At 54.3% G+C, this 19949-nt stretch carries 22 protein-coding genes; 13 read left to right on the forward strand and 9 right to left on the reverse strand.

The window, feature by feature from the left end; genetic code table 11:
• Positions 1-94: 94 nt before the first annotated feature.
• The 4 genes from ABU190_RS19035 to yjgA all read right to left on the reverse strand — a co-directional run bounded on the left by ABU190_RS19035 (position 95) and on the right by yjgA (position 3086).
• The gene (locus ABU190_RS19035; protein WP_071193499.1) at positions 95-1303 is read right to left on the reverse strand and encodes an aldose 1-epimerase family protein; all 1209 of its coding nucleotides are present in this window, start codon (positions 1301-1303) and stop codon (positions 95-97) included.
• Positions 1304-1663: 360 nt separating this feature from the next.
• A complete protein-coding gene (gene nadS, locus ABU190_RS19040) occupies positions 1664-1960 on the reverse strand; it encodes a NadS family protein (RefSeq protein ID WP_039077754.1) in 297 nt (98 codons plus the stop codon).
• Between the two features lie 47 nt (positions 1961-2007).
• A complete protein-coding gene (locus ABU190_RS19045; protein ID WP_354692143.1) occupies positions 2008-2340 on the reverse strand; it encodes a type II toxin-antitoxin system RelE/ParE family toxin in 333 nt (110 codons plus the stop codon).
• 194 nt (positions 2341-2534) lie between these two features.
• Entirely contained in the window at positions 2535-3086 is a 552-nt protein-coding gene (gene yjgA / locus ABU190_RS19050; RefSeq protein ID WP_039077752.1) for a ribosome biogenesis factor YjgA, read from the reverse strand.
• 94 nt (positions 3087-3180) lie between these two features.
• Between yjgA and pmbA the strand changes: the two genes are divergently transcribed.
• Together pmbA and cybC are read left to right on the forward strand one after the other, a co-directional pair.
• Positions 3181-4533: a metalloprotease PmbA gene (pmbA, locus tag ABU190_RS19055; RefSeq protein ID WP_039077751.1), complete on the forward strand. Its 1353-nt coding sequence runs from the start codon at positions 3181-3183 to the stop codon at positions 4531-4533.
• Between the two features lie 156 nt (positions 4534-4689).
• Positions 4690-5079: a cytochrome b562 gene (cybC, locus tag ABU190_RS19060; RefSeq protein ID WP_039077750.1), complete on the forward strand. Its 390-nt coding sequence runs from the start codon at positions 4690-4692 to the stop codon at positions 5077-5079.
• A gap of 39 nt (positions 5080-5118) precedes the next feature.
• Here cybC and ABU190_RS19065 read toward each other — a convergent pair whose 3' ends face one another.
• A complete protein-coding gene (locus tag ABU190_RS19065) occupies positions 5119-6063 on the reverse strand; it encodes a quinone oxidoreductase (protein ID WP_354692144.1) in 945 nt (314 codons plus the stop codon).
• Between the two features lie 113 nt (positions 6064-6176).
• Between ABU190_RS19065 and ABU190_RS19070 the strand changes: the two genes are divergently transcribed.
• From ABU190_RS19070 to ABU190_RS19115, 10 genes are all read left to right on the forward strand, one after another.
• Positions 6177-7067 carry a LysR family transcriptional regulator gene (locus tag ABU190_RS19070; RefSeq protein ID WP_354692145.1) on the forward strand — a complete coding sequence of 297 codons (891 nt, stop codon included), beginning with the start codon at positions 6177-6179 and terminating at the stop codon, positions 7065-7067.
• A gap of 261 nt (positions 7068-7328) precedes the next feature.
• Positions 7329-7667 carry a PRD domain-containing protein gene (locus ABU190_RS19075; protein ID WP_296414293.1) on the forward strand — a complete coding sequence of 113 codons (339 nt, stop codon included), beginning with the start codon at positions 7329-7331 and terminating at the stop codon, positions 7665-7667.
• Between the two features lie 10 nt (positions 7668-7677).
• Entirely contained in the window at positions 7678-8040 is a 363-nt protein-coding gene (locus ABU190_RS19080; RefSeq protein ID WP_020456288.1) for an SFCGS family glycine-rich protein, read from the forward strand.
• Positions 8041-8042: 2 nt separating this feature from the next.
• Positions 8043-8342, forward strand: a complete 300-nt coding sequence (locus ABU190_RS19085) for a DUF4312 family protein (RefSeq protein ID WP_039077746.1) — start codon at positions 8043-8045, stop codon at positions 8340-8342.
• A 22-nt stretch (positions 8343-8364) separates the two neighbouring features.
• Positions 8365-9141 (forward strand): DUF4311 domain-containing protein, encoded by a 777-nt coding sequence (locus ABU190_RS19090; protein WP_039077745.1) that lies wholly within the window; start codon positions 8365-8367, stop codon positions 9139-9141.
• Between the two features lie 9 nt (positions 9142-9150).
• A complete protein-coding gene (locus tag ABU190_RS19095; RefSeq protein WP_039077744.1) occupies positions 9151-9792 on the forward strand; it encodes a DUF4310 family protein in 642 nt (213 codons plus the stop codon).
• A gap of 42 nt (positions 9793-9834) precedes the next feature.
• Complete coding sequence (locus ABU190_RS19100) at positions 9835-10968, forward strand: amidohydrolase/deacetylase family metallohydrolase (RefSeq protein ID WP_039077743.1); 1134 nt, start codon at positions 9835-9837, stop codon at positions 10966-10968.
• The gene (locus ABU190_RS19105; RefSeq protein WP_354692146.1) at positions 10952-12070 is read left to right on the forward strand and encodes a DgaE family pyridoxal phosphate-dependent ammonia lyase; all 1119 of its coding nucleotides are present in this window, start codon (positions 10952-10954) and stop codon (positions 12068-12070) included. The genes ABU190_RS19100 and ABU190_RS19105 overlap by 17 nt, the downstream gene beginning before the upstream one ends.
• Entirely contained in the window at positions 12067-12807 is a 741-nt protein-coding gene (locus tag ABU190_RS19110; protein WP_354692147.1) for a KDGP aldolase family protein, read from the forward strand. Before ABU190_RS19105 ends, ABU190_RS19110 begins: the two co-directional genes overlap by 4 nt.
• A 65-nt stretch (positions 12808-12872) precedes the next feature.
• Entirely contained in the window at positions 12873-14783 is a 1911-nt protein-coding gene (locus ABU190_RS19115) for a PRD domain-containing protein (RefSeq protein WP_354692148.1), read from the forward strand.
• Between the two features lie 199 nt (positions 14784-14982).
• Here ABU190_RS19115 and ABU190_RS19120 read toward each other — a convergent pair whose 3' ends face one another.
• Positions 14983-15462, reverse strand: coding sequence for a hypothetical protein (locus ABU190_RS19120; RefSeq protein WP_110295153.1), 480 nt, complete (start codon positions 15460-15462; stop codon positions 14983-14985).
• A gap of 385 nt (positions 15463-15847) precedes the next feature.
• Between ABU190_RS19120 and ABU190_RS19125 the strand changes: the two genes are divergently transcribed.
• Positions 15848-16447, forward strand: coding sequence for a nitroreductase family protein (locus tag ABU190_RS19125; protein ID WP_110295152.1), 600 nt, complete (start codon positions 15848-15850; stop codon positions 16445-16447).
• A gap of 130 nt (positions 16448-16577) precedes the next feature.
• Here ABU190_RS19125 and nrdG read toward each other — a convergent pair whose 3' ends face one another.
• The 3 genes from nrdG to ABU190_RS19140 form a co-directional block, all read right to left on the reverse strand.
• Positions 16578-17042 carry an anaerobic ribonucleoside-triphosphate reductase-activating protein gene (nrdG, locus tag ABU190_RS19130; RefSeq protein ID WP_354692149.1) on the reverse strand — a complete coding sequence of 155 codons (465 nt, stop codon included), beginning with the start codon at positions 17040-17042 and terminating at the stop codon, positions 16578-16580.
• Positions 17043-17268: 226 nt separating this feature from the next.
• Positions 17269-19404, reverse strand: coding sequence for an anaerobic ribonucleoside-triphosphate reductase (nrdD, locus tag ABU190_RS19135; RefSeq protein WP_071193505.1), 2136 nt, complete (start codon positions 19402-19404; stop codon positions 17269-17271).
• A gap of 471 nt (positions 19405-19875) precedes the next feature.
• Positions 19876-19949: hypothetical protein (locus ABU190_RS19140; protein WP_354691669.1), on the reverse strand; the 74-nt coding region annotated here is incomplete at its 5' end.

Consider the following 19949-nt stretch of genomic DNA (forward strand, 5'->3'; position numbering starts at 1 on the left):
CTCTTTCGACCAAAGAGCGGGATTGCTTAGACGTTGAGATAAGACGTTCAGGAAACCGCGCCATCTGATGGGAATGGCGCGGTTTTTTTTATGCTTACTCTTTGGCGATTGGCGTGTCGATGATCTGCGGTGCTTTAGCTCCCTGAATATCAGCGACGCGTTTTTCCACATCCTTCACCTGGCTTGCGTTGTGCAGCAGGGTGTAGGTCAGATCGAAACGGGTGCTCTGGCCCGGTTCCAGTTTCTTCACGCGTTTCTGTTCGCGTTCAATGGTCACCGGATAGGCGTAGCTGGTACCTGGTTCAATCCCCGTCACATAGCCCTGTTTCAGGGTGTCGGTATTTTTCCACAGCGTCAGCACCGGCAACTGCTGGGTGTTAAAGCTGATGGCTGCCCCTTTATCACCGGCTTTGTTTATTACCGCCGCCACGGTCTCTTTACGCGCGTCAGCCAGCGGCTTGAAGTTAAATACCATTTCATCGAAACCTTTGGTCGGCCCGCTATAGGTTTGCCAGTTTTTCAGCCCGGCTTTGGCGTAATCGTTAAACGGGCTGACGCTCTCAACAGGGGCGATAAAGCGCGCGCCTTCTTCCAGAATCGGCGTGCCGAAGTTGCTGTGATAGATGATTTGGTAATCGTGCGCGTAATCAGCATGGTTGGTCAGCACATCATGCAGGGTAAAGCTGTTGCTGCCCGGAATATAGCTCAGCTCCATTTCGGTTTGCAGATCGGCTTTTTTGAAGGTGCTCTCTTTTACCAGCCCACGAATGCGAATTTCATACGGCGCTTTCTCGCTGACATCCACGGAAACCTGTGAGGCCGGGGTGTTGCCCACTTTGCCGTGCAGGGTATAAATCTGCCCGTCAGCGGTGACCGGATGACCGGTCCATTCATAGCCGCAGCGCACCAGCATTTCGTTGAATCCTTCCAGCCACCCCAGACCATTGCGGCTTTCCAGATTCATATACGCCGGGTTAACCACCTCTTTTACCGGTGAATCCCAGCCCATCCGCACGCCAAAACCTTCTACACGAAGCAAATTCATGCCGCGAGTCGGGCTCAGGGTGATTGTCAGGCCATTCTGGCTGCTGATGGTGATGATTTTACTGCCTTCCTGCTTGCCGCCGTGCAGGACTTTTTGCTCAATGCTGAAAGTTTGATCTTTAATTTTCAGCTGCTGGCTGGTGACCTGCCAGTTTCCTTGTTCTACGCCGCTTTCAGCGCTTGTCAGCAACCATGTTTTTGCACAGACGTTGCCAGAAATAAGCAGAGCGAGGGTTGATAACACCAGGGCTTTCTTCATTTTTATTCCTTTTTTGCTGAATCGATTATTTTGATGACCCCTGAAATCTAATAATTGCTGACGCTAAAAAATGTGATCCGTTTCATCTGGTGTAATTAAGCGCAATTGAGTGATCAAAAATCTGCTATTGATCGCTTTTAACTATGTAATCATGAAAGCTCATGCATAAAATCTGTGAACCAGAATGATTTTAGCTTTAACGATTCAGCTTAATTGGCCTTGGGATATCAATAAGATAGATAAAACATAGGTAAGAGAATTTTTAGATCCCTGGAAGGCCTGGCTGGCGAGGTGAGGGGAAGATGACAGGACATTTATCGCGCCACCAGGTACTGATACGAGTGGCGCAAAGTGTGGGTATTAAATGGCTTTTAGCTGATTAATGATAAATGGGTTCGCCTGCAGGAGCAGGAGGAGTTTTCTCGGCGCCCCTGTGGGTTGACGGCGCTTTGTCTCCCAACTTTTGACAAGGTCATAACTGACGCCCACCGCCACGGCAAAATCCTGTTGCTTTAACCCGGTTGCCTCACGGATCGCTTTTACATCAATTTCGCTAAACGTATGCACATGTTCCGGCAGTGGAATATGTTCGCCTTTTTCAATGCGCACCATCTCTTCTGCACTGGCCAGCAGATCGGCAAATAATTCGTCTTTCATCTGTCTCTCATCGCTGCTCGTAGACGGACTTTGCCGCCTGGTGGAAGTTACAGAGCTTTAGCGTTATACCAGCATGTCGGATAATTGCTTAAGGGCTTTTTTTGAGCTTCCGTCAAATTATCCATTTCGTTCATAGGGTAGAGCAAAGCCAGATAAATACGCCCCTTGCTCGTCAGCGTGTAATAAATCACCCTGATACCACCGCGCCTGCCCATACCGGGCCGACGCCAGCGGATCTTTTTAAATCCACCGGTATCCGCGTTGGTGTCACCAGCTTCTGGATCTTCAATTAGCATTTCCTGAAACGCCCGGTATTCGTCATCAGGTAAAAGCGCCTGGCGTCGCTTACTGAAACCCAGCAGTTCAATAAAAGTGAACATATCAATCCCTGATCCTTAGCCACTCCTGAGTTCACTATAAGTGTACCGGGTACATGATGCAAATTGAAAAATGTACCAGGTACATATTTAGTTATTTACGGCAATAAGTAGAGAACCAGAAAAGGCCGGGGAAACGAATTGGCAGGGAGAAGAGGAAAAGCGATGTGCGGGGCGAGCCGCACATCCGGGGGAGGTTACTCTGCGGCTTCGGACAGCTCGCGCAGGTACTGGAAAATCAAACGCGCGGATTTTGGCGGTTTGTTTCCTTCTTTCTCTTTCTTCGCGTTGCGGATAAGCGTACGTAATTGCTGACGGTCCGCGTCCGGCCACAGGCCTAACACTTCCGCAATGGCGTCATCACCTTCCTCAATCAGGCGGTCGCGAATCTGTTCCAGCTTGTGGAAAAACGCCACCTGTTGGTTATGGCGGTTTTTCAGCTTATCCAGCGCCTGGCGAATTGGCTCAACGTCACGTTGACGCAGCAATTTACCAATCAACTGTAACTGGCGGCGGCGGCCTTCCATCTTGATACGCTGCGCCAGTTCAATGGCGTCGCGCAGGTCCTGGTCGAGCGGGATTTTCTCCAGCGCATTTTTACCCAGGTCTACCAGTTCTGCGCCAAGGCGTTTTAATTCCTCGGCGTCGCGTTTAATTTCACTCTTACTGACCCAGATGATCTCATCATCTTCGTCCTCGATGTCGTCACCGGGAACGTCGTCGAGCCAGTCGTCGGGCTGCTTTGTCATCTCAGGTTCCTCAAAAAAGAGGCTAATGTTACCAGTTAAGGGGCGCACTGAAAAACGGTTCTCTGTTAGACTTCAAAGATTCTCTCCTCTAATTATGGCATTGGCGATGAAAGTAATCACACAAGTTGCACAACAACGCAAAGCACTGGAAGAAGCGGTTTCTACCGCGCTGGAGTTGGCCTCCGGAAAAGCGGATGGTGCGGAAGTGTCTGTCAGCAAGACCACCGGGATCAGCGTTAGCACGCGCTACGGTGAAGTGGAGAACGTAGAATTCAACAGCGACGGTGCGTTAGGCATTACGGTTTATCATCAAAATCGCAAAGGCAGCGCGTCGTCCACCGATTTAAGCCCGGATGCGATTGCCCGCACCGTGCAGGCCGCGCTGGATATCGCCCGCTACACGTCGCCAGATCCCTTTGCCGGGGTGGCGGATAAAGAGCTACTGGCCTTCGAAGCACCGGATCTGGATCTCTTCCATCCGGCGGAGGTAACGCCAGACGAAGCCATTGATCTGGCTTCACGCGCAGAGCAGGCGGCGCTGAAAGCCGACAAGCGCATTAACAATACCGAAGGCGGCAGTTTTAACAGCCACTACGGCGTCAAAGTCTTCGGCAACAGCCACGGTATGTTGCAGGGCTATGCCTCCACGCGTCACTCGCTCTCAAGCTGCGTTATCGCCGAAGAGAACGGGGATATGGAGCGCGATTACGCTTACACCATTAGCCGTGATATTCGCGATTTGCAAAGCCCTGAATGGGTGGGGGAAGAGTGCGCGCGCCGTACGCTCTCTCGCCTTGCTCCGCGTAAACTCTCCACCATGAAAGCGCCGGTCATTTTTGGCCATGAAGTGGCGACCGGCCTGTTCGGGCATCTGGTCGGGGCAATTGCGGGTGGTTCGGTGTACCGCAAATCCACCTTCCTGCTTGACTCGCTGGGTAAGCAAATTCTGCCGGAATGGCTGACCATTGAAGAACATCCGCATTTGCTGAAAGGGCTGGCCTCTACGCCGTTCGACAGCGAGGGGGTGCGCACAGAGCGTCGCGACATCATCAAAGATGGCGTATTAACGCAGTGGCTGCTGACTAATTACTCCGCACGCAAACTGGGGCTGAAAAGCACCGGGCACGCGGGCGGGATCCACAACTGGCGGATCGCCGGGCGCGGCCTGAGCTTTGAGCAATTGCTTAAGCAGATGGGTACCGGTCTGGTTGTTACCGAACTGATGGGGCAGGGCGTTAGCGGTATTACCGGCGATTACTCCCGCGGTGCGGCGGGGTTCTGGGTGGAAAACGGTGAAATTCAGTACCCGGTAAGTGAGATCACCATTGCAGGAAATCTGAAAGATATGTGGCGTAATATCGTTACGATTGCTGACGATATCGAAACACGTAGTAATATTCAGTGTGGTTCAGTGTTGTTACCGGAGATGAAAATCGCCGGTCAGTAATGCCCGTCATAGTTCAGGTTACAGGCGCGTTGGCTGTACGTGCACACCCCGGTCGTTTACTCCTGTAAACGGCTGGAATCCAGACGTTTTCCGGCTGCCTGAATCTCGAATTATTGAGGGTATGGCTTTTTTTAATAATAAAAAAGGAAGTGAGCAATGCGGAAAAAACTGCTGGCGATGTTAGCTGTCTCTACCCTTGTCCTGGGCTCGGCACATGTCTTTGCTGCCGACCTTGAAGATGACATGGACACCCTCAACAAAAATCTCCAGGTTGTCGAAAAATCGGATGACGCCGCCACCATTAAAGATGCGTTAACCAAAATGCGCACGGCTGCCGAAGATGCGCAAAAAGCGACACCGCCGAAGCTGGAAGGTAAAGCACCGGACAGCCCTGAAATGAAAGACTACCACCAGGGGATGCAGACGCTGATTGGTCAGATCGACGGCGCGCTGAAACTGGCGAACGAAGGCAAAGTCAAAGAAGCAAAAGCGGCGGCTGAAGATTTTAAAGCCACCCGCAACAGCAACCACAAGAAGTTCCGCTAACTATCCCGAAGCGGGGCATATGCCCCGCTTCTCTCCCCGCTACGGGACAAGTACGATCTTCCCGCTAAATTCCCGGTTCTCCAGCAAACGATGCGCTTTTGCCCCTTCCCTCAGTGAAAACGCGGTAATATCGGGCAGCGAGACATGACCCTCTTTGATAAGCCCGAACAGGCGATCCGCCCGCCGTTGACGTTGCTCCCGCGAGGTCAAGTATGTCCACAGATCGGCCCCCAGCACCCCGGAGGATTTCAGTAAAAAATCAGCCGGATCCACGGCCGGAATTTTTCCTCCTGACATCCCAAACAGCACCACGCGGCCGCCTTCTTTCACGGCTTCGAGGCTTTGCAACAGGGTGCTGCCGACGGAGTCAAAAACGATATCGCAGCCTGCGGCCTGTTTCTGCCAGGTGTCATAACCCACCGCAATTTCCGCCCCGTGGGCAAGGCAGATGGCCTGCTTCTCCTGGCTTGATGCTACGGCAAGCACCTGAACACCCCGGTGGACGAGCATCCGCGTCAGTAGCCGCCCAACACCACCGGCAGCGGCCAGTACGGCAACGCGCATCCCCGGCAACACCGGCAATACATCGTGGATCAGGTAATCAGCGGTCAACCCTTGTAACAGCACGGCGGCGGCCTGCTCCTCGCTAAGCCAGTCGGGAAGGTGAATAGCATGGGTTTGCGGCACAATAACGTGGCTGGCATGTGCCAGCGGCACATCGGTAAAGCCAATACGATCCCCTGGCTGCCAGCCGCTGACCCCCGCACCGACCTGCACCACGCGCCCGGCCCCTTCATAACCCGCTGTCCAGGGCGCGTTTCCGGCAAGGGGATAACGTCCCTGTCGCCGATAGACATCGGCAAAGTTAAGCCCTGCCGCGGAAATTTCAACGAGAATATCGCCCGGCCCTGGCTGCGGCGTGGCGCTCTCTCGCAAGTACAACACGTCGGCAGATCCAAACTCATCGAAAACCAGTGATTGCATAATAAAATGACCTAATAGAGGGTGATGTGACGATTATTCCTCCCTGTCATGGGCGGATAAAGTGGAGTCTGTTATTTTGATTTGATAGCCAAAGTTTAGAATTGGGGTGGTGAATGGATTACTTAAAATGCGTTGAGTCCTTTGTCCGCACGGTAACCTGCGGCAGCTTCACCGCGGCGGCGGAAGAACTGGGCATCACCCCGGCGATGGTGGGTAAACATGTGCGCGAACTGGAAGCCAGAACGGGATGCCAGTTGATTCACCGGACGACCCGGCGACAAGGGCTGACGGATGCCGGCCAGCGTTTTTACCAGTATGGCCTGCAGATCCTTGCCACCATTCGTGAGGCGGACGGGCTGGCAAACCATCTGTATGACAATGTCGCGGGCATGCTGCGTATCAGCGCGCCGGTGACCTTTGGCCAGCGCGTTCTCACCCCCATCCTGTCGCGTTTTCTGCAGCAATATCCTGGGGTCGATGCTGAAATGGTGCTGACCGATCGGAAAGTGGATCTGATTGAAGAGCGCTTCCAGTTGGCGATACGCATTGGCAATATCAACGATGACGGGATCGTCGCCATTCCGCTTCCGCCGTATCGTATGATCCTCGCCGCCTCCCCCGAATACCTGCAACGCCACGGCGCGCCGCTCACGCCACAAGATCTGAGGCAGCATCATTGCATCAGTTTCAGCCAGTGGCGCTCGGATCATAGCTGGCAACTGGAAGGCCCGTCCGGGAAGCTGGAGGTTGCGATTACACCGCGTCTGATGGTCGATTCTGGCGAGGCGATACGCCAGGCGGCGCTCGCCGGGTTGGGGATAGTGCAGCACTCTGTTCTGACGTTACAACAGGATATCGACGACGGCCGTCTCTGCCCGGTGCTGCCAGACTACCTGCCACCTCCGCGCCCCATGCATTTGCTGCGCTTACCGATCAGGCCGTTGCTGCCGATTGTCTCCTCGTTTACCGACTATTTCTTGCAGGCACTAAAAACGACCCTTTGATCCTTTTTCATAAGGAACCCTTATCTCGTCACACTTTTCACTTCATGTTGACCCTTTTTTTATTCTCCCGTAGCCCCGTTTTTCCGCATTTTTCCATCAAAGCTGTGAGCGCTGCACAGTGAAAAGCCCCGGAGGGGCGCATTAATGTGGCGCAGATCACTAAAGTCTCCCGGCTTTCCACTTCAAAGTGGAAAACTCCTCGCTACAAACTCTTAACCTGCAACGTTAGTTTTATTCCAGGCCATTAACGGGGTAAGACGAGTGAAAAACGGAGCGGTAATGAACGACGCTGGAGACGGGGCGGAACAAACGGCAAGCCTGGCCGGGCATATGCTCACGCAGGTATACACCTTATTGCGCCAGCACAACATCACGCCTAATGCGGTGCAGCAGCAGATGTTGACCTCGCATGTCCGCGCGATGGCGCACCGGTCGGTGACTGGCGAGCCGCTACCGGAGGTGGATGCCAGCCTGTTTGACGAAATCTCGCCTGAATCAATGCAACTTGCCCGCGATGTCGTGGCGCAATTTGGCAACCTCCCGGAAGAAGAAGCCTGGCTACTGTCGGTGCACTTCGAAGTGGCAAAAGACAACCTGTAAGGAGCGAACAATGGAACAGATTACCGTAGTGATTGGCGACCGTCTGGGGAAAGGCCAGAAAGTGGCGGCAGGTGTTGAGAAAGCCGGTGGACGCGCCGTGGTGGTGCCGGGTGTGGCGGCGGATATGAAGCTGGGCGATGTGATGAAAGCGGAAAACGCGACGTTCGGCATCTCGTTTTGCGGCAGCGGCGGCGCGGGGGCTATCACCGCGCAAAACAAACACGGCTATAAAGCCAAATACGGCATGCGTTCGGTTGAAGAAGGTGTTACCGCCATCAACGAAGGCTGCAATGTACTGGGTTTCGGCTTTATGGATAAAGAAGAGTTAGGCGAGCGCCTGGTGCAGGCGTGGCAGAAAAAATACGGCGCGTAACCATGAAAGAACAATTCACCACCACGGTCAGGGTTAAAGGGAAAGGCGAGGCGAAAGCGCGCGCGTTTTCCGATGCGCTGAACCATGTTCAGGCCGCGGTGATGAAAGCGTCGCCGCACATTTTACTGCGTATAGAGCCACAGGACGTGCAGGTTGTTCATGCGCATGAAACGACGCGGAAAGAGGCTTTTTTGTTCTTCTTTCTGCGCCGCGAAAGACGGACATACAGCGTGGAGCTGGATGTCACCGTCAACGTGACCGCCATCAATCTCGACAAAGTGGATTTCGTCACGCAACGCTGATTTTGACTAAAAGGGCAGACTGATGTTCCTGATAATTTTAATAAAATCGCTCATCATCGGCGGCCTTGTGGGCGTCGGGGTAGGCGCTGGGGCTGCACGCATGTTTCATGCGCCGACCACGCAAGGGATGGGCGCATTTCGTACACTCGGCGAGCTGAATTCCTGTGAAGGGGATCCGGCTTCTCACTTCTCCTTTGGGTTAGGTTTCTTCTTCAACGCCTGGGCCTCGTCTGTAGCGGCGGGTTCCTTCACTCAGGACGTTGATCATCGCATCATTCCGAACTGGGGCGCGGCGGCGCTGATGGTGAAAAACCGCAACGTCGGCGAAACCCTCCATGATCCGAAAAAGATGGCCATCGCCTGCGGCCTGATCGGCATGATCGTGGTGACCTTCCTTAACCTGACAGCCTCCTCCGTTCCGGCAGCACTACAGGTGACGGCGGTGAAAGTTCTGGTGCCTGCGGCGAACCTGCTGGTCAACACCGTCATGCCGGTGATCTTCTGGCTGGCGGCGATCGATGCGGGGAAAAAATCCGGCTTCTGGGCCACCGTTTTTGGCGGTGCCGCGCAGCTCATCATGGGTAACGCCGTGCCGGGCCTGGTGCTGGGCATTCTGATTGGTAAAGGTGTGGAAGAGAGCGGCTGGCATCGCGTCACCAAAGTGATGATGAGCGCCATTGTGGCCCTGTTTGTCCTGAGCGCCTTCTTCCGTGGCTTCGATCTGAAAATGATCCAGTCCTTCCACCTGAGCGCGCCGAACTGGCTGGAGCTCATCCATAACTCGCTCAGCGGCAAGTAAGGAACGATGATGGAACAGAATAAAGGTTTTTGGTACGCCGACTGGTCATTCCCGATTTTTGTCGGTCTGCTCTCTTCCGGCGTCTTCGCCGGGACCCATATGTACTACCTCTACGGCATCGGTGCCTTTAACGAAGTGGCGTTTGTGGCGATGCTGAAATCGGGGATTGATACCGGCGCGTACGGCGCGGTGGCGGCCTTTGGCGCGAGCTTCCTGTTCGCCCGCATTATCGAAGGTTCACTGGTGGGGATTCTGGACATCGGCGGGGCGATTCAAACCGGCGTTGGTCTCGGCGTTCCCGCGCTACTGCTGGGTGCGGGAATTATGTTCCCGGTGACCAACTTTATCGCTTCGCTGGCGACCGGCCTGGTGATTGGCCTGGCGATTGGTTACATCATCATTCTGGCGCGTAAGTTCACCATCAACCAGAGCGACTCCACCTACGGGGCGGACGTCATGATGGGGGCGGGCAATGCTTCCGGCCGTTTCCTTGGCCCGTTGATTATCCTCAGCGCGATGACCGCGTCGATTCCTATCGGCATCGGCTCTCTGATTGGCGCGCTGCTGTTCTACCTCTGGCAAAAACCGATTACCGGGGGCGCCATCCTCGGGGCGATGCTGCTGGGCTCCATTTTCCCGATTGCACTTTGATCTGACCGGGCGCGTAAGCACCCGTTATCACTGGAGATTCGCATGTTTGATTTACTCCTGCGCCGGGCGCGTCTGGTGGATGACACGGTGACGGATATCGCCATCGAAAACGGTAACATCGCGGCGCTGGGCGACATTAGCGGCCCGGCGATGAAAACCGTTGATTTAGGTGGTGAGCATTATGTGAGTGCGGGCTGGATTGACTCCCACGTCCATTGCTACTCCAAATCGCCGATTTACAATGACCAGCCGGACAGCGTCGGTATCGCGACGGGTGTGACCACGGTCATTGATGCGGGGAGTACGGGGGCAGACGACATTGATGACTTTTATGCCATTACCCGCAAGGCGGTGACCGAGGTCTATGCGCTACTGAATATCTCTCGCGTTGGGCTGATCGCGCAAAACGAACTGGCAAACATGGCGAATATTGACGCCGATGCCGCGCGCGACGCGGTGAAACGCCATCCGGATTTTATCGTCGGCCTGAAAGCGCGTATGAGCAGCAGCGTCGTTGGCGAGAACGGCATTAAGCCACTAGAGCGCGCCAAAGCTATCCAGCAAGAGAACGGCGACCTGCCGTTGATGGTTCATATCGGTAATAACCCCCCAAACCTGGATGAGATTGCCGATCTGCTGACTTCCGGCGACATCATCACCCACTGCTATAACGGCAAACCCAATCGCATTCTGACGCCATCCGGCGAACTGCGTGCCTCTATTACGCGTGCCATTGCGCGCGGCGTGCGTCTGGATATCGGCCACGGTAGCGCCAGTTTCAGCTTTGCCGTCGCGAAACAGGCTATTGCCCTTGGCATCCTGCCGCAGACTATCAGTTCTGATATCTACTGCCGCAACCGGATCAACGGCCCGGTCTTCTCGCTGGCGAAAGTGATGTCCAAATTCCTGGCTATTGGTATGTCGTTGCCACAGGTGATTGCCTGTGTGACCGACCATGCCGCCGACGGACTGCGTTTGCGTCGCAAAGGGCGGCTTGCCGTAGGCTATGACGCCGACCTGACCATTTTCGATCTGCGCCGTCAGCCCGCGCTCTTTCGTGACGCGGAAAACGACACCCTGCAGGCCGACCTGTTACTCACGCCGCTTGCCGCTATTCGCGCAGGCAAGGGCTATATGACCGAACAAGGGAGTGCGGAACATGTCTTCGATTTATGAAAAATATCAGTTAAAGCAAGTGATTAACGCCTCCGGGCGCATGACGATGCTGGGGGTTTCCACACCGCGCCCGGAAGTCGCTGAGGCCGTGTTGAACGGCATGAATCACTACTTCGAAATGAAAGATCTGGTGAACAAAACCGGCGACTACATTGCGAAGCTGCTGGAAGTGGAAGGGGCGACGGTCGTCTCCTGCGCCTCGGCGGGGATCGCCCAGTCGGTGGCGGCGGTACTGGTGAAAGACAGCGACTGGTTGCTGGAAAACCTGCACAGCACGCCGATTGAGAACAATGAAATCGTCCTGCCACGCGGCCATAACGTCAACTTCGGCGCCCCGGTGGGCACCATGGTGGCGCTGGGCGGTGGAAAGGTGGTTGAAGCAGGCTATGCCAACGAGTGCTCTGCCGACCAACTGGCGGCGGCCATCTCCCCGCGCACGGCGGCAATCCTCTACATCAAATCGCACCACTGTGTACAAAAAAGCATGCTGAGTGTGGAACAGGCGGCGGTAGTGGCACGTAAACACAACCTGCCGCTGATTGTGGATGCGGCGGCGGAAGAAGATTTGCAGTGCTATTACCGTGCCGGGGCAGATCTGGTGATTTACAGCGGTGCGAAGGCGATCGAAGGGCCAACCAGCGGGCTGGTCATCGGCAGAACACAGTACGTGGAGTGGGTCAAACGCCAGACGGCGGGGATCGGGCGCGCCATGAAAGTGGGTAAAGAGGGTATCCTCGGGCTGACATGTGCCATTGAGCACTACCTGAGCGCCACCAAAGAGAGCGGCGCAGAGATGGTCGCCAAAATGACGTCGTTTATCGACAGGCTGAACACCCTCAACGGCGTCAGCGCCCGCGTGGTGTGGGACAGCGCCGGTCGTGATATCGCCCGTAGCGAAATCAAGTTTGATGAAGCGATCACCGGCATTGCCACCGGCGAGCTGGTCAGCGCCCTGAAACAGGGGGAATACGCCATTTATTTCCGTGGCTACAAAGCCAATGAAGGGATCATCGAAGCCGATGTACGCAGCGTGAGCGCTGAACAACTGGACATTGTGGCGAACCGTATCGCCGAAGAACTGAATAAGGAGCCCCGCGCATGAAACTGACGCCCAATTTTTACCATGACCGTGTTTGCCTGAATGTGCTGGCGGGGAGCAAAGAGAACGCCAGCGCTATTTACGAGGCCGCAGAAGGTCATGTGCTGGTGGGGGTACTCTCCAAAAACTACCCGGATGTGGCAAGCGCGGTGGCAGATATGCGTGAGTATGCGGCGCGTATCGACAATGCCCTCTCCGTGGGCCTGGGGGCAGGGGATCCGAACCAGTCGGCGATGGTGAGCGCCATCTCCCGTGAAGTACAGCCGCAGCATGTTAACCAGGTCTTTACCGGGGTGGCGACCAGCCGTGCGCTGCTCGGCCAGAACGCGACCGTAGTGAACGGTCTGGTGTCGCCAACGGGCACGCCGGGTCTGGTCAAAATCTCTACCGGGCCGCTCAGCAGCCAGGCGGCGGACGGCATCGTCCCGGTGGAAACGGCGATTGCTCTGCTCAAAGACATGGGCGGCAGTTCGATTAAATATTTCCCGATGGGCGGCCTGAAATGTCGCCAAGAGTACCAGGCGGTGGCGGAAGCGTGTGCGCGTTATGACTTCTGGCTGGAGCCGACGGGCGGTATCGATCTGGAGAACTTTGGTGAGATTTTGCAGATCGCACTGGACGCAGGGGTGAGTAAAATCATTCCTCATATTTATAGTTCTATTATTGATAAGGTAAGCGGCGATACCCGCCCTGCGGATGTCCGCCAGTTGCTGGCGATAACCCAACAGCGCGTGGGTTAACACACCCTCACCCCGACCCTCTCCTTCAGGGAGAGGGAGAAAAGCCATGTTAAGAGGACAACGACGTGCGATTCCCCAACCAACGTTTAGCGCAACTGTTTATGATGTTGCAGAACGAGACGCTGCCGCAGGATGAACTGGCGCAGCGGCTGTCGGTTTCCACGCGTACCGTCCGGGCTGATATCACTGCGCTGAATGCTTTGCTGGAAAGCCACGGGGCGCAGTTTATCCTCAACCGTGGCAGCGGTTATCAGCTAAAAATTGACGACGCCAGCCGTTATCAGACCCTGCAGGCAGAGCGTCCGCGCACGCTGCGTATCCCCCGCAGCGGACCGGAGCGGGTACAGCATCTTCTGCTGCGTTTTCTGACGTCGGCCTTTTCCATCAAACTGGAGGATCTGGCGGACGAGTGGTTTGTCAGTCGCGCCACGTTGCAAAATGACATGGCGGAAGTGAGGGAGTGGTTTTCCCGCTATCGCCTGACGCTGGAAACCCGGCCGCGTCACGGTATGAAGTTGTTCGGCAGCGAAATGGCGTTGCGTGCCTGCCTGACGGATTTGCTCTGGGAACTGACGCAGCAGAATGCCCGCAACCCGCTTGTCACCGAAGAGGCGCTCAATAAAGGGATACCGGAGCAACTGGCGGTGATTCTGCACGATGTTTTTACCCGGCATCATATTCGGCTGACCGATGAGGGCGAGCGCTTCATCCGCCTGTATTGTGCGGTAGCGGTACGCCGTATCAGCGAAGGGTTTCCGCTGTCAGAGTTCACCGCCGAAGACGGTGACGAGAACGTGCGGGATGCTGCGCGCGAGATTGCCGCCGCGCTACAACAGCTTGCCGAAAAACCGCTGGCGGCTTCGGAAGTCCACTGGCTGCGGGTGCATATCGCCGGGCGTCAGTTGCAGGACATTACCCCCAGCGCCATCAGTGCGGACGATGACGAAGCGCTGGTCAATTACATCCTCAATTACATCAACACCCACTATAATTACAACCTGCAAAACGATGCGCAGTTACATGCGGATCTGCTTACCCATATCAAGACCATGATCACCCGGGTGCGCTATCAAATCATGATCCCTAATCCGTTGCTGGATAACATCAAACAGCACTACCCGATGGCGTGGGACATGACGCTGGCCGCGGTCTCCAGTTGGGGGAAATATACGCCGTATGTGATCAGCGAAAACGAAGTCGGCTTTCTGGTGCTGCATATCGGCGTTGGGCTGGAGCGGCATTACAACATTGGCTATCAGCGCCAGCCGCGGGTGATGCTGGTGTGCGATGCGGGTAACGCGATGGCGCGAATGATTGAGGCGGTGCTGCAACGCAAATATCCACAGATTGAGGTCACCCGTACGCTGACGCTACGCGACTATGAGCAGTGCGAGGCCATTAGCGAAGACTTTGTTATCTCCACGGCAAGGATCAGCGATAAAGAGAAGCCGATTGTGACCATCGCGCCGTTCCCGACGGACTACCAGCTTGAACAGATCGGCAAACTGGTGCTGGTGGACAGAACGCGGCCGTGGATTCTGGAAAAGTATTTCGATGCTTCGCATTTCACGATTATCGACCAGCCGTTAGACAGACAAACGTTATTCACCACGCTTTGTGCCCAGCTTCAGCGGGAAGGGTTTGTTGATGCGGATTTCCTCGACTCGGTCGTGGAACGTGAAGCGATTGTCAGCACCATGCTGGGTGAGGGGATCGCGCTGCCGCACTCGCTGGGCCTGCTGGCGCAAAAGACGGTGGTCTATACGGTGCTGGCACCCCAGGGCATTCAGTGGGGGGAGGAGACGGCCCACGTTATTTTCCTGCTGGCCATTAGCAAAAGCGAATATGAGGAGGCGATGGCGATATACGATATTTTCGTCACGTTTTTACGCGAGCGGGCTGCATCCCGATTGAGTGCCTGTAAAGATTTTATGTCATTTAAAGCCGTAGCCATGGAATGCGTTAGCCGCTTTTAATGGGGATTGCGCGTTGAAACAACGCGCCCCACCTGACCAGACGTTACTGCTTAATATTCCGAAAGAGTAAAACGAATATTCTATTTAAAGCTTGTGCTTATTTTCCTTGGCGGAAATAAGGTTTTCTTATCTTATCTTTCTGTGTGCGTAGTAAATAATTTACTATTCCGCAAGTAAGACTGATTATATTTTTTAATATTTATTCTGCGTTACCGGCGTGAGATTTAATAGTCTCTCCCGGTGTCCCTGCGATGTTTGCCATCTCAATATTTAACGATTCCTGAACGTTTTCTGTAGACTGACTAAACTGTTGCTGCAGGTCTTGCGCCGTTAATTTGACGCCAGAGAGTGCATCAACCATCTCTTCACTCCCGTCAGGATATTTCACCACCGAGACCAGCCGACCATGAAATAGCGGGATGCCCGTCATCTCCAGGGTGTAGTCAGTCTTTTTTATTTCTTCCTGTTTTAATTGATGTTGTTTCTTAATTTCCTCCGCTGTTTTGGACGATAGCGAAAGTTTGGTACTGCTATCATCGCTGCCAGAGCTATTACTGTCAGAATTAGCATCTGCTGATTTAGGTTTATTTCGCAGACCAAACGTACTTTCATTATTTGATAAATGAGGATCACCGAGTGTGCCTGCGCTTACGGCGGTAACTTTATCAATACCGTTCATTGTCATCTCCGAAAAATGCAATCCAGGACCTGACGCAAGGAGCCTTCTGCCTCGTTGGATGATGAATCTACGCGGGAAAGAACGAGACTACGTCATTATCGGCAGTAATAAAAATATGTTTAGTAAATAATCACACTAAGGGTTCTTTCACTTTTTTTGAACGATAGATACAAATAGTTCTGCTTTCCCTAACTGGCTGGCAGGGCTACTCTTTTCACAGTCAGAGCAAACAGCCAGCGGGGTGTTTGCTCTCTTTTAAGGGACCGACAGGAAGCAGCGAACCATGAACTCGTTTCAGCGAATTTTGAACGCATTACTTTCCCGGGAGCAGCCTGTCACGCACACCCCAACTCCGTTGGAATTCACCACGCTTTCAGGAGGCGTTATGCCAGAGAACTACCTTGCTTTAGCGAAACAACGCAGAACCATTTATGCACTGGGCAAAGACCTGCCGTTGCCGGAAGATGAAGTTGTTCAGACGATTCAGGACGCCATCAAGCAAGCGCCATCTGCGTTCAACTCGCAGAGTTCTCGCGCGCTAATCCTGTTGGGTAATGAGCACAATAAATTCTGGGAGCTGGTCCGTGAGCAACTGAGGAAAATTGTTCCGGCAGAGAGCTTCCACGCCACCTCCGATAAACTCGATGGTTTTGCCGCTGCCGCGGGTTCCGTGCTGTTCTTTGAAGATCAGGACGTCGTGACCGGGCTGCAGGAGCAGTTTGCCGCCTACGCCGACAATTTCCCGATTTGGTCAGAGCATAGTTCAGGTATCGCGCAATATGCGGTATGGCTGGCACTGGCAGAGAAAGGCATTGGCGCCAACCTCCAGCACTACAACCCGCTGGTGGATGCGGATGTTCAGCGTACCTGGAATATCCCGGCGAGCTGGAAACTGCGTGCGCACATGAACTTTGGTTCAATTATCGCGCCTGCAGGCGACAAAGCCTATATGGATGACGCCAAACGTTTTATCGTGGCGAAATAATCCGTTCAGGCTGGATGTATCACGTGCCTTCGCCGCCCCGGCAGCATAGCGCCGCCGGGGAAAACCCGGATGGCGGCGCAAGCGCCCGATCCGGGCTACTGATACCCCTGGCACCTGTGCCGGGGTTTTACTATCGCAGGTGATGCACCACCTGGTTGCTGCTGCCCCGCCAGATAAGCGCCGGGTCTTTTAGATCCTGCACAAACTTCCCGTCGATCAACACGTTAATTAAATCGACTACGGCCATTTGCGCGTCGTTCAGCTCGTTTAACTTATACCCCGTCCAGACCCAGATATCTTTGCCCGGACATTCAGTGCGGATGCGCTGCACCAGCTTGAGGATATCCGGGATGTTCTGCGGATGGAGCGGATCGCCGCCGGACAACGAGATCCCCTGGCGTTTGACGCGGGTGTCGTTGAGATCGTCAATGATCTGGTCTTCTATCTCTTTGGTAAACGGCTTGCCGGAGTTTAACCGCCAGGTGCTTTTGTTGTAGCAGCCGGGGCATTCGTGTACGCACCCGGAGACAAACAGGGTGCAGCGCGTGCCGGGGCCGTTGACGATGTCGACAGGGTAGTATTGATGAAACCTCATTTTCGCTTCTCAATTGACGCCATTACTGCGTTGGCTGCTCTCACTCACCCGGGTCACTTACTTATGTCAGCTCCCCGGGATTCGCTCGTTTGCCGCCTTGTCCTGACGCCAATTGCTTTGCGAAGAGCGCGGATCAGGTAAGTTACAGTAATAGAAGTTGCTTTCGATCGGTCCCCTCTCCCTTGAGGGAGAGGGTTAGGGTGAGGGGGAGAGGTTGGTAAAAAACTTAACCTATCTGCCCATTCCCCAGATGCTTAACCCGGCGTTTCACTTCTTCCTGCTTCCCGGCGTTAAACGGACGGGCGTCCGGGCTACCCAGATAACCGCACACGCGGCGGGTTACTGATACACGTGCTGCATCGTGGTTGCCGCATTTCGGGCAGGTGAAGCCTTTGCTGGTACACTCGAACTCGCCGGTAAAACCACACTCGTAGCACTCATCAATCGGCGTATTGGTCCCGTAATAGGGCACATGCTGATAGCTGTAATCCCAGACATCTTCCAGCGCACGCAGGTTGTGCTGAATATTCGGGTACTCGCCGTAGCAAATGAACCCCCCGCTGGCGAGCGGTGGATATGGCGCTTCGAAATCAATCTTGTCGTATGGGTTTACCTTCTTCTCGACATCGAGATGGAAGCTGTTGGTGTAATAACCTTTATCCGTCACCCCATCCACCACGCCAAACTCAGCGGTATCCAGACGGCAGAAACGGTCACACAGGTTTTCACTCGGGGTGCTGTAGAGGCTAAAGCCGTAGCCGGTTTCTTCTTTCCATTGATCCACCGCCTGGCGCAGACGCTCTACAATCGCCACGCCTTTGGCACGCAGCGTTTCACTGTCGAACATGTGCTCTTTGCCGAACAGCGCGTTGATGGTTTCGTGGATGCCGATAAAGCCAAGCGAGATAGACGCACGGCCGTTTTTGAAAATTTCAGAGACGTCGTCGTCCGCTTTCAGACGCACGCCGCAGGCCCCTTCCATATAGAGGATCGGTGCCACACGCGCTTTCACTCCCTCCAGACGGGCGATACGGGTCATCAGCGCCTTACGCGCCAGCACCAGACGTTCATCCAGCAGTTTCCAGAACGCGGCTTCGTTGCCTTTGGCTTCCAGCGCGATGCGCGGCAGGTTCAGGCTGATGACGCCCAGGTTGTTACGCCCGTCGTGAATCTGTTCGCCGTTCTCTTCGTACACGCCGAGGAAGCTGCGGCAGCCCATCGGGGTTTTAAACGAGCCGGTCACTTTCACGACCTGATCGTAGTTGAGGATATCCGGGTACATGCGTTTGCTCGCGCACTCCAGCGCCAGTTGTTTGATGTCGTAGTTCGGGTCATCAAACTTATGGTTCAGACCATCTTTAATGGCGAACACCAGCTTGGGGAACACGGCGGTTTTACGGTTTTTACCAAGACCTGCGATGCGGTTACGCAGAATCGACTGCTGAATCAGACGCGATTCCCAACTGGTGCCAAGACCAAAGCCGAAGGTGACGAACGGGGTCTGGCCGTTGGCGGTGTGCAGCGTATTGACTTCATATTCCAGTGACTGGAAGGCGTCGTAACACTCTTTTTCCGTGCGGCTGTGTGCGTAGCCATCGGCATCCGGAATTTGCCATTCGTCGGCGACTTTACGGTGTTTGGCAAAGCTTGCAGTAACAAACGGCGCCAGCACTTCGTCGATACGGTTGATGGTGGTACCGCCGTAAATGTGGCTGGCGACCTGCGCGATAATTTGCGCGGTCACTGCGGTTGCGGTAGAGATGGATTTCGGCGGCTCAATTTCCGCGTTGCCCATTTTAAAGCCGTGGGTCAGCATGCCTTTCAGGTCGATCAGCATGCAGTTGAACATCGGGAAGAACGGCGAATAGTCGAGATCGTGGTAATGGATTTCACCACGCTCATGCGCCAGTACCACATCGCGCGGCAACAGGTGCTGACGGGCATAGTGTTTGGCAACGATGCCGGCCAGCAGGTCGCGCTGGGTCGGAATGACTTTACTGTCTTTGTTTGCGTTTTCGTTCAGCAGTGCGGAGTTGGTCTGTTCCACCAGCCCGCGAATTTCCTGGTTCAGGCGGCCCCGTTTTTCACGCGCGATATCACGATCGTGGCGATATTCAATATAGGCACGCGCGAGCTGCTTGTGGGAACCGGACATGAGCTGGTTTTCGACAGCGGTCTGGATTTCATTGATGTCGACCTGTGAACGGTTTTGCATCTGCTGACTGACAATTTCTGCGACGGTGGCGCAATAGTCCGCGTCATCGACTCCCGCTGCTTTAGCTGCACGCAGAATGGCTTCTTTGATGCGCTCTGATTTGAACGGCACTTTCTTGCCGTCTCGTTTCATCACATGCGGTGTCATGATCACTCCATATTAAAAACAGGTTATCCACAGAGGTGAGGAATTATTCACTGGAGGTAAGTGTTGTTGCGACAGTGAGTTCCCCGAATCCTGACCCTTGTTATCCACAATTCCGGCCAGCGTCGATGCCGTTGCTTTGTTGGAATAATAGACGATTAATACAATATGTTGGGTCGGCGTGCATTCTAAGTTCTATATATAGTGATTTGCATCAAACAAGTTTGCGATTTTTTTGATTCAGAACAAAGTAAAAAAGGGAGAGTACAAACGGCGGGCACTGGCGGCTTTGTAAATTCTACCAAGAAAAATCTGATTAATTATTCAACAAAAACAGTAAGGTAATAGGACGCGCGGATATAACGCACTCCCCGGTGTCGCTATGCTAACCGGGGCTACGAATTTCTTTTCCCCCTCTCCCTGTACGGTCCGGAGACATGGTAGACAGGTGTTCGGAGACATGGTGAACACTTTTTAACACCCTTTACCCATGATGATCGACCTCTTTTTCAGGTCGATCATCCCCACTTTCGTGCTGTACCACCACA

The organism is Phytobacter sp. RSE-02 (assembly GCF_040578655.1).
Classification (GTDB): domain Bacteria; phylum Pseudomonadota; class Gammaproteobacteria; order Enterobacterales; family Enterobacteriaceae; genus Phytobacter; species Phytobacter diazotrophicus.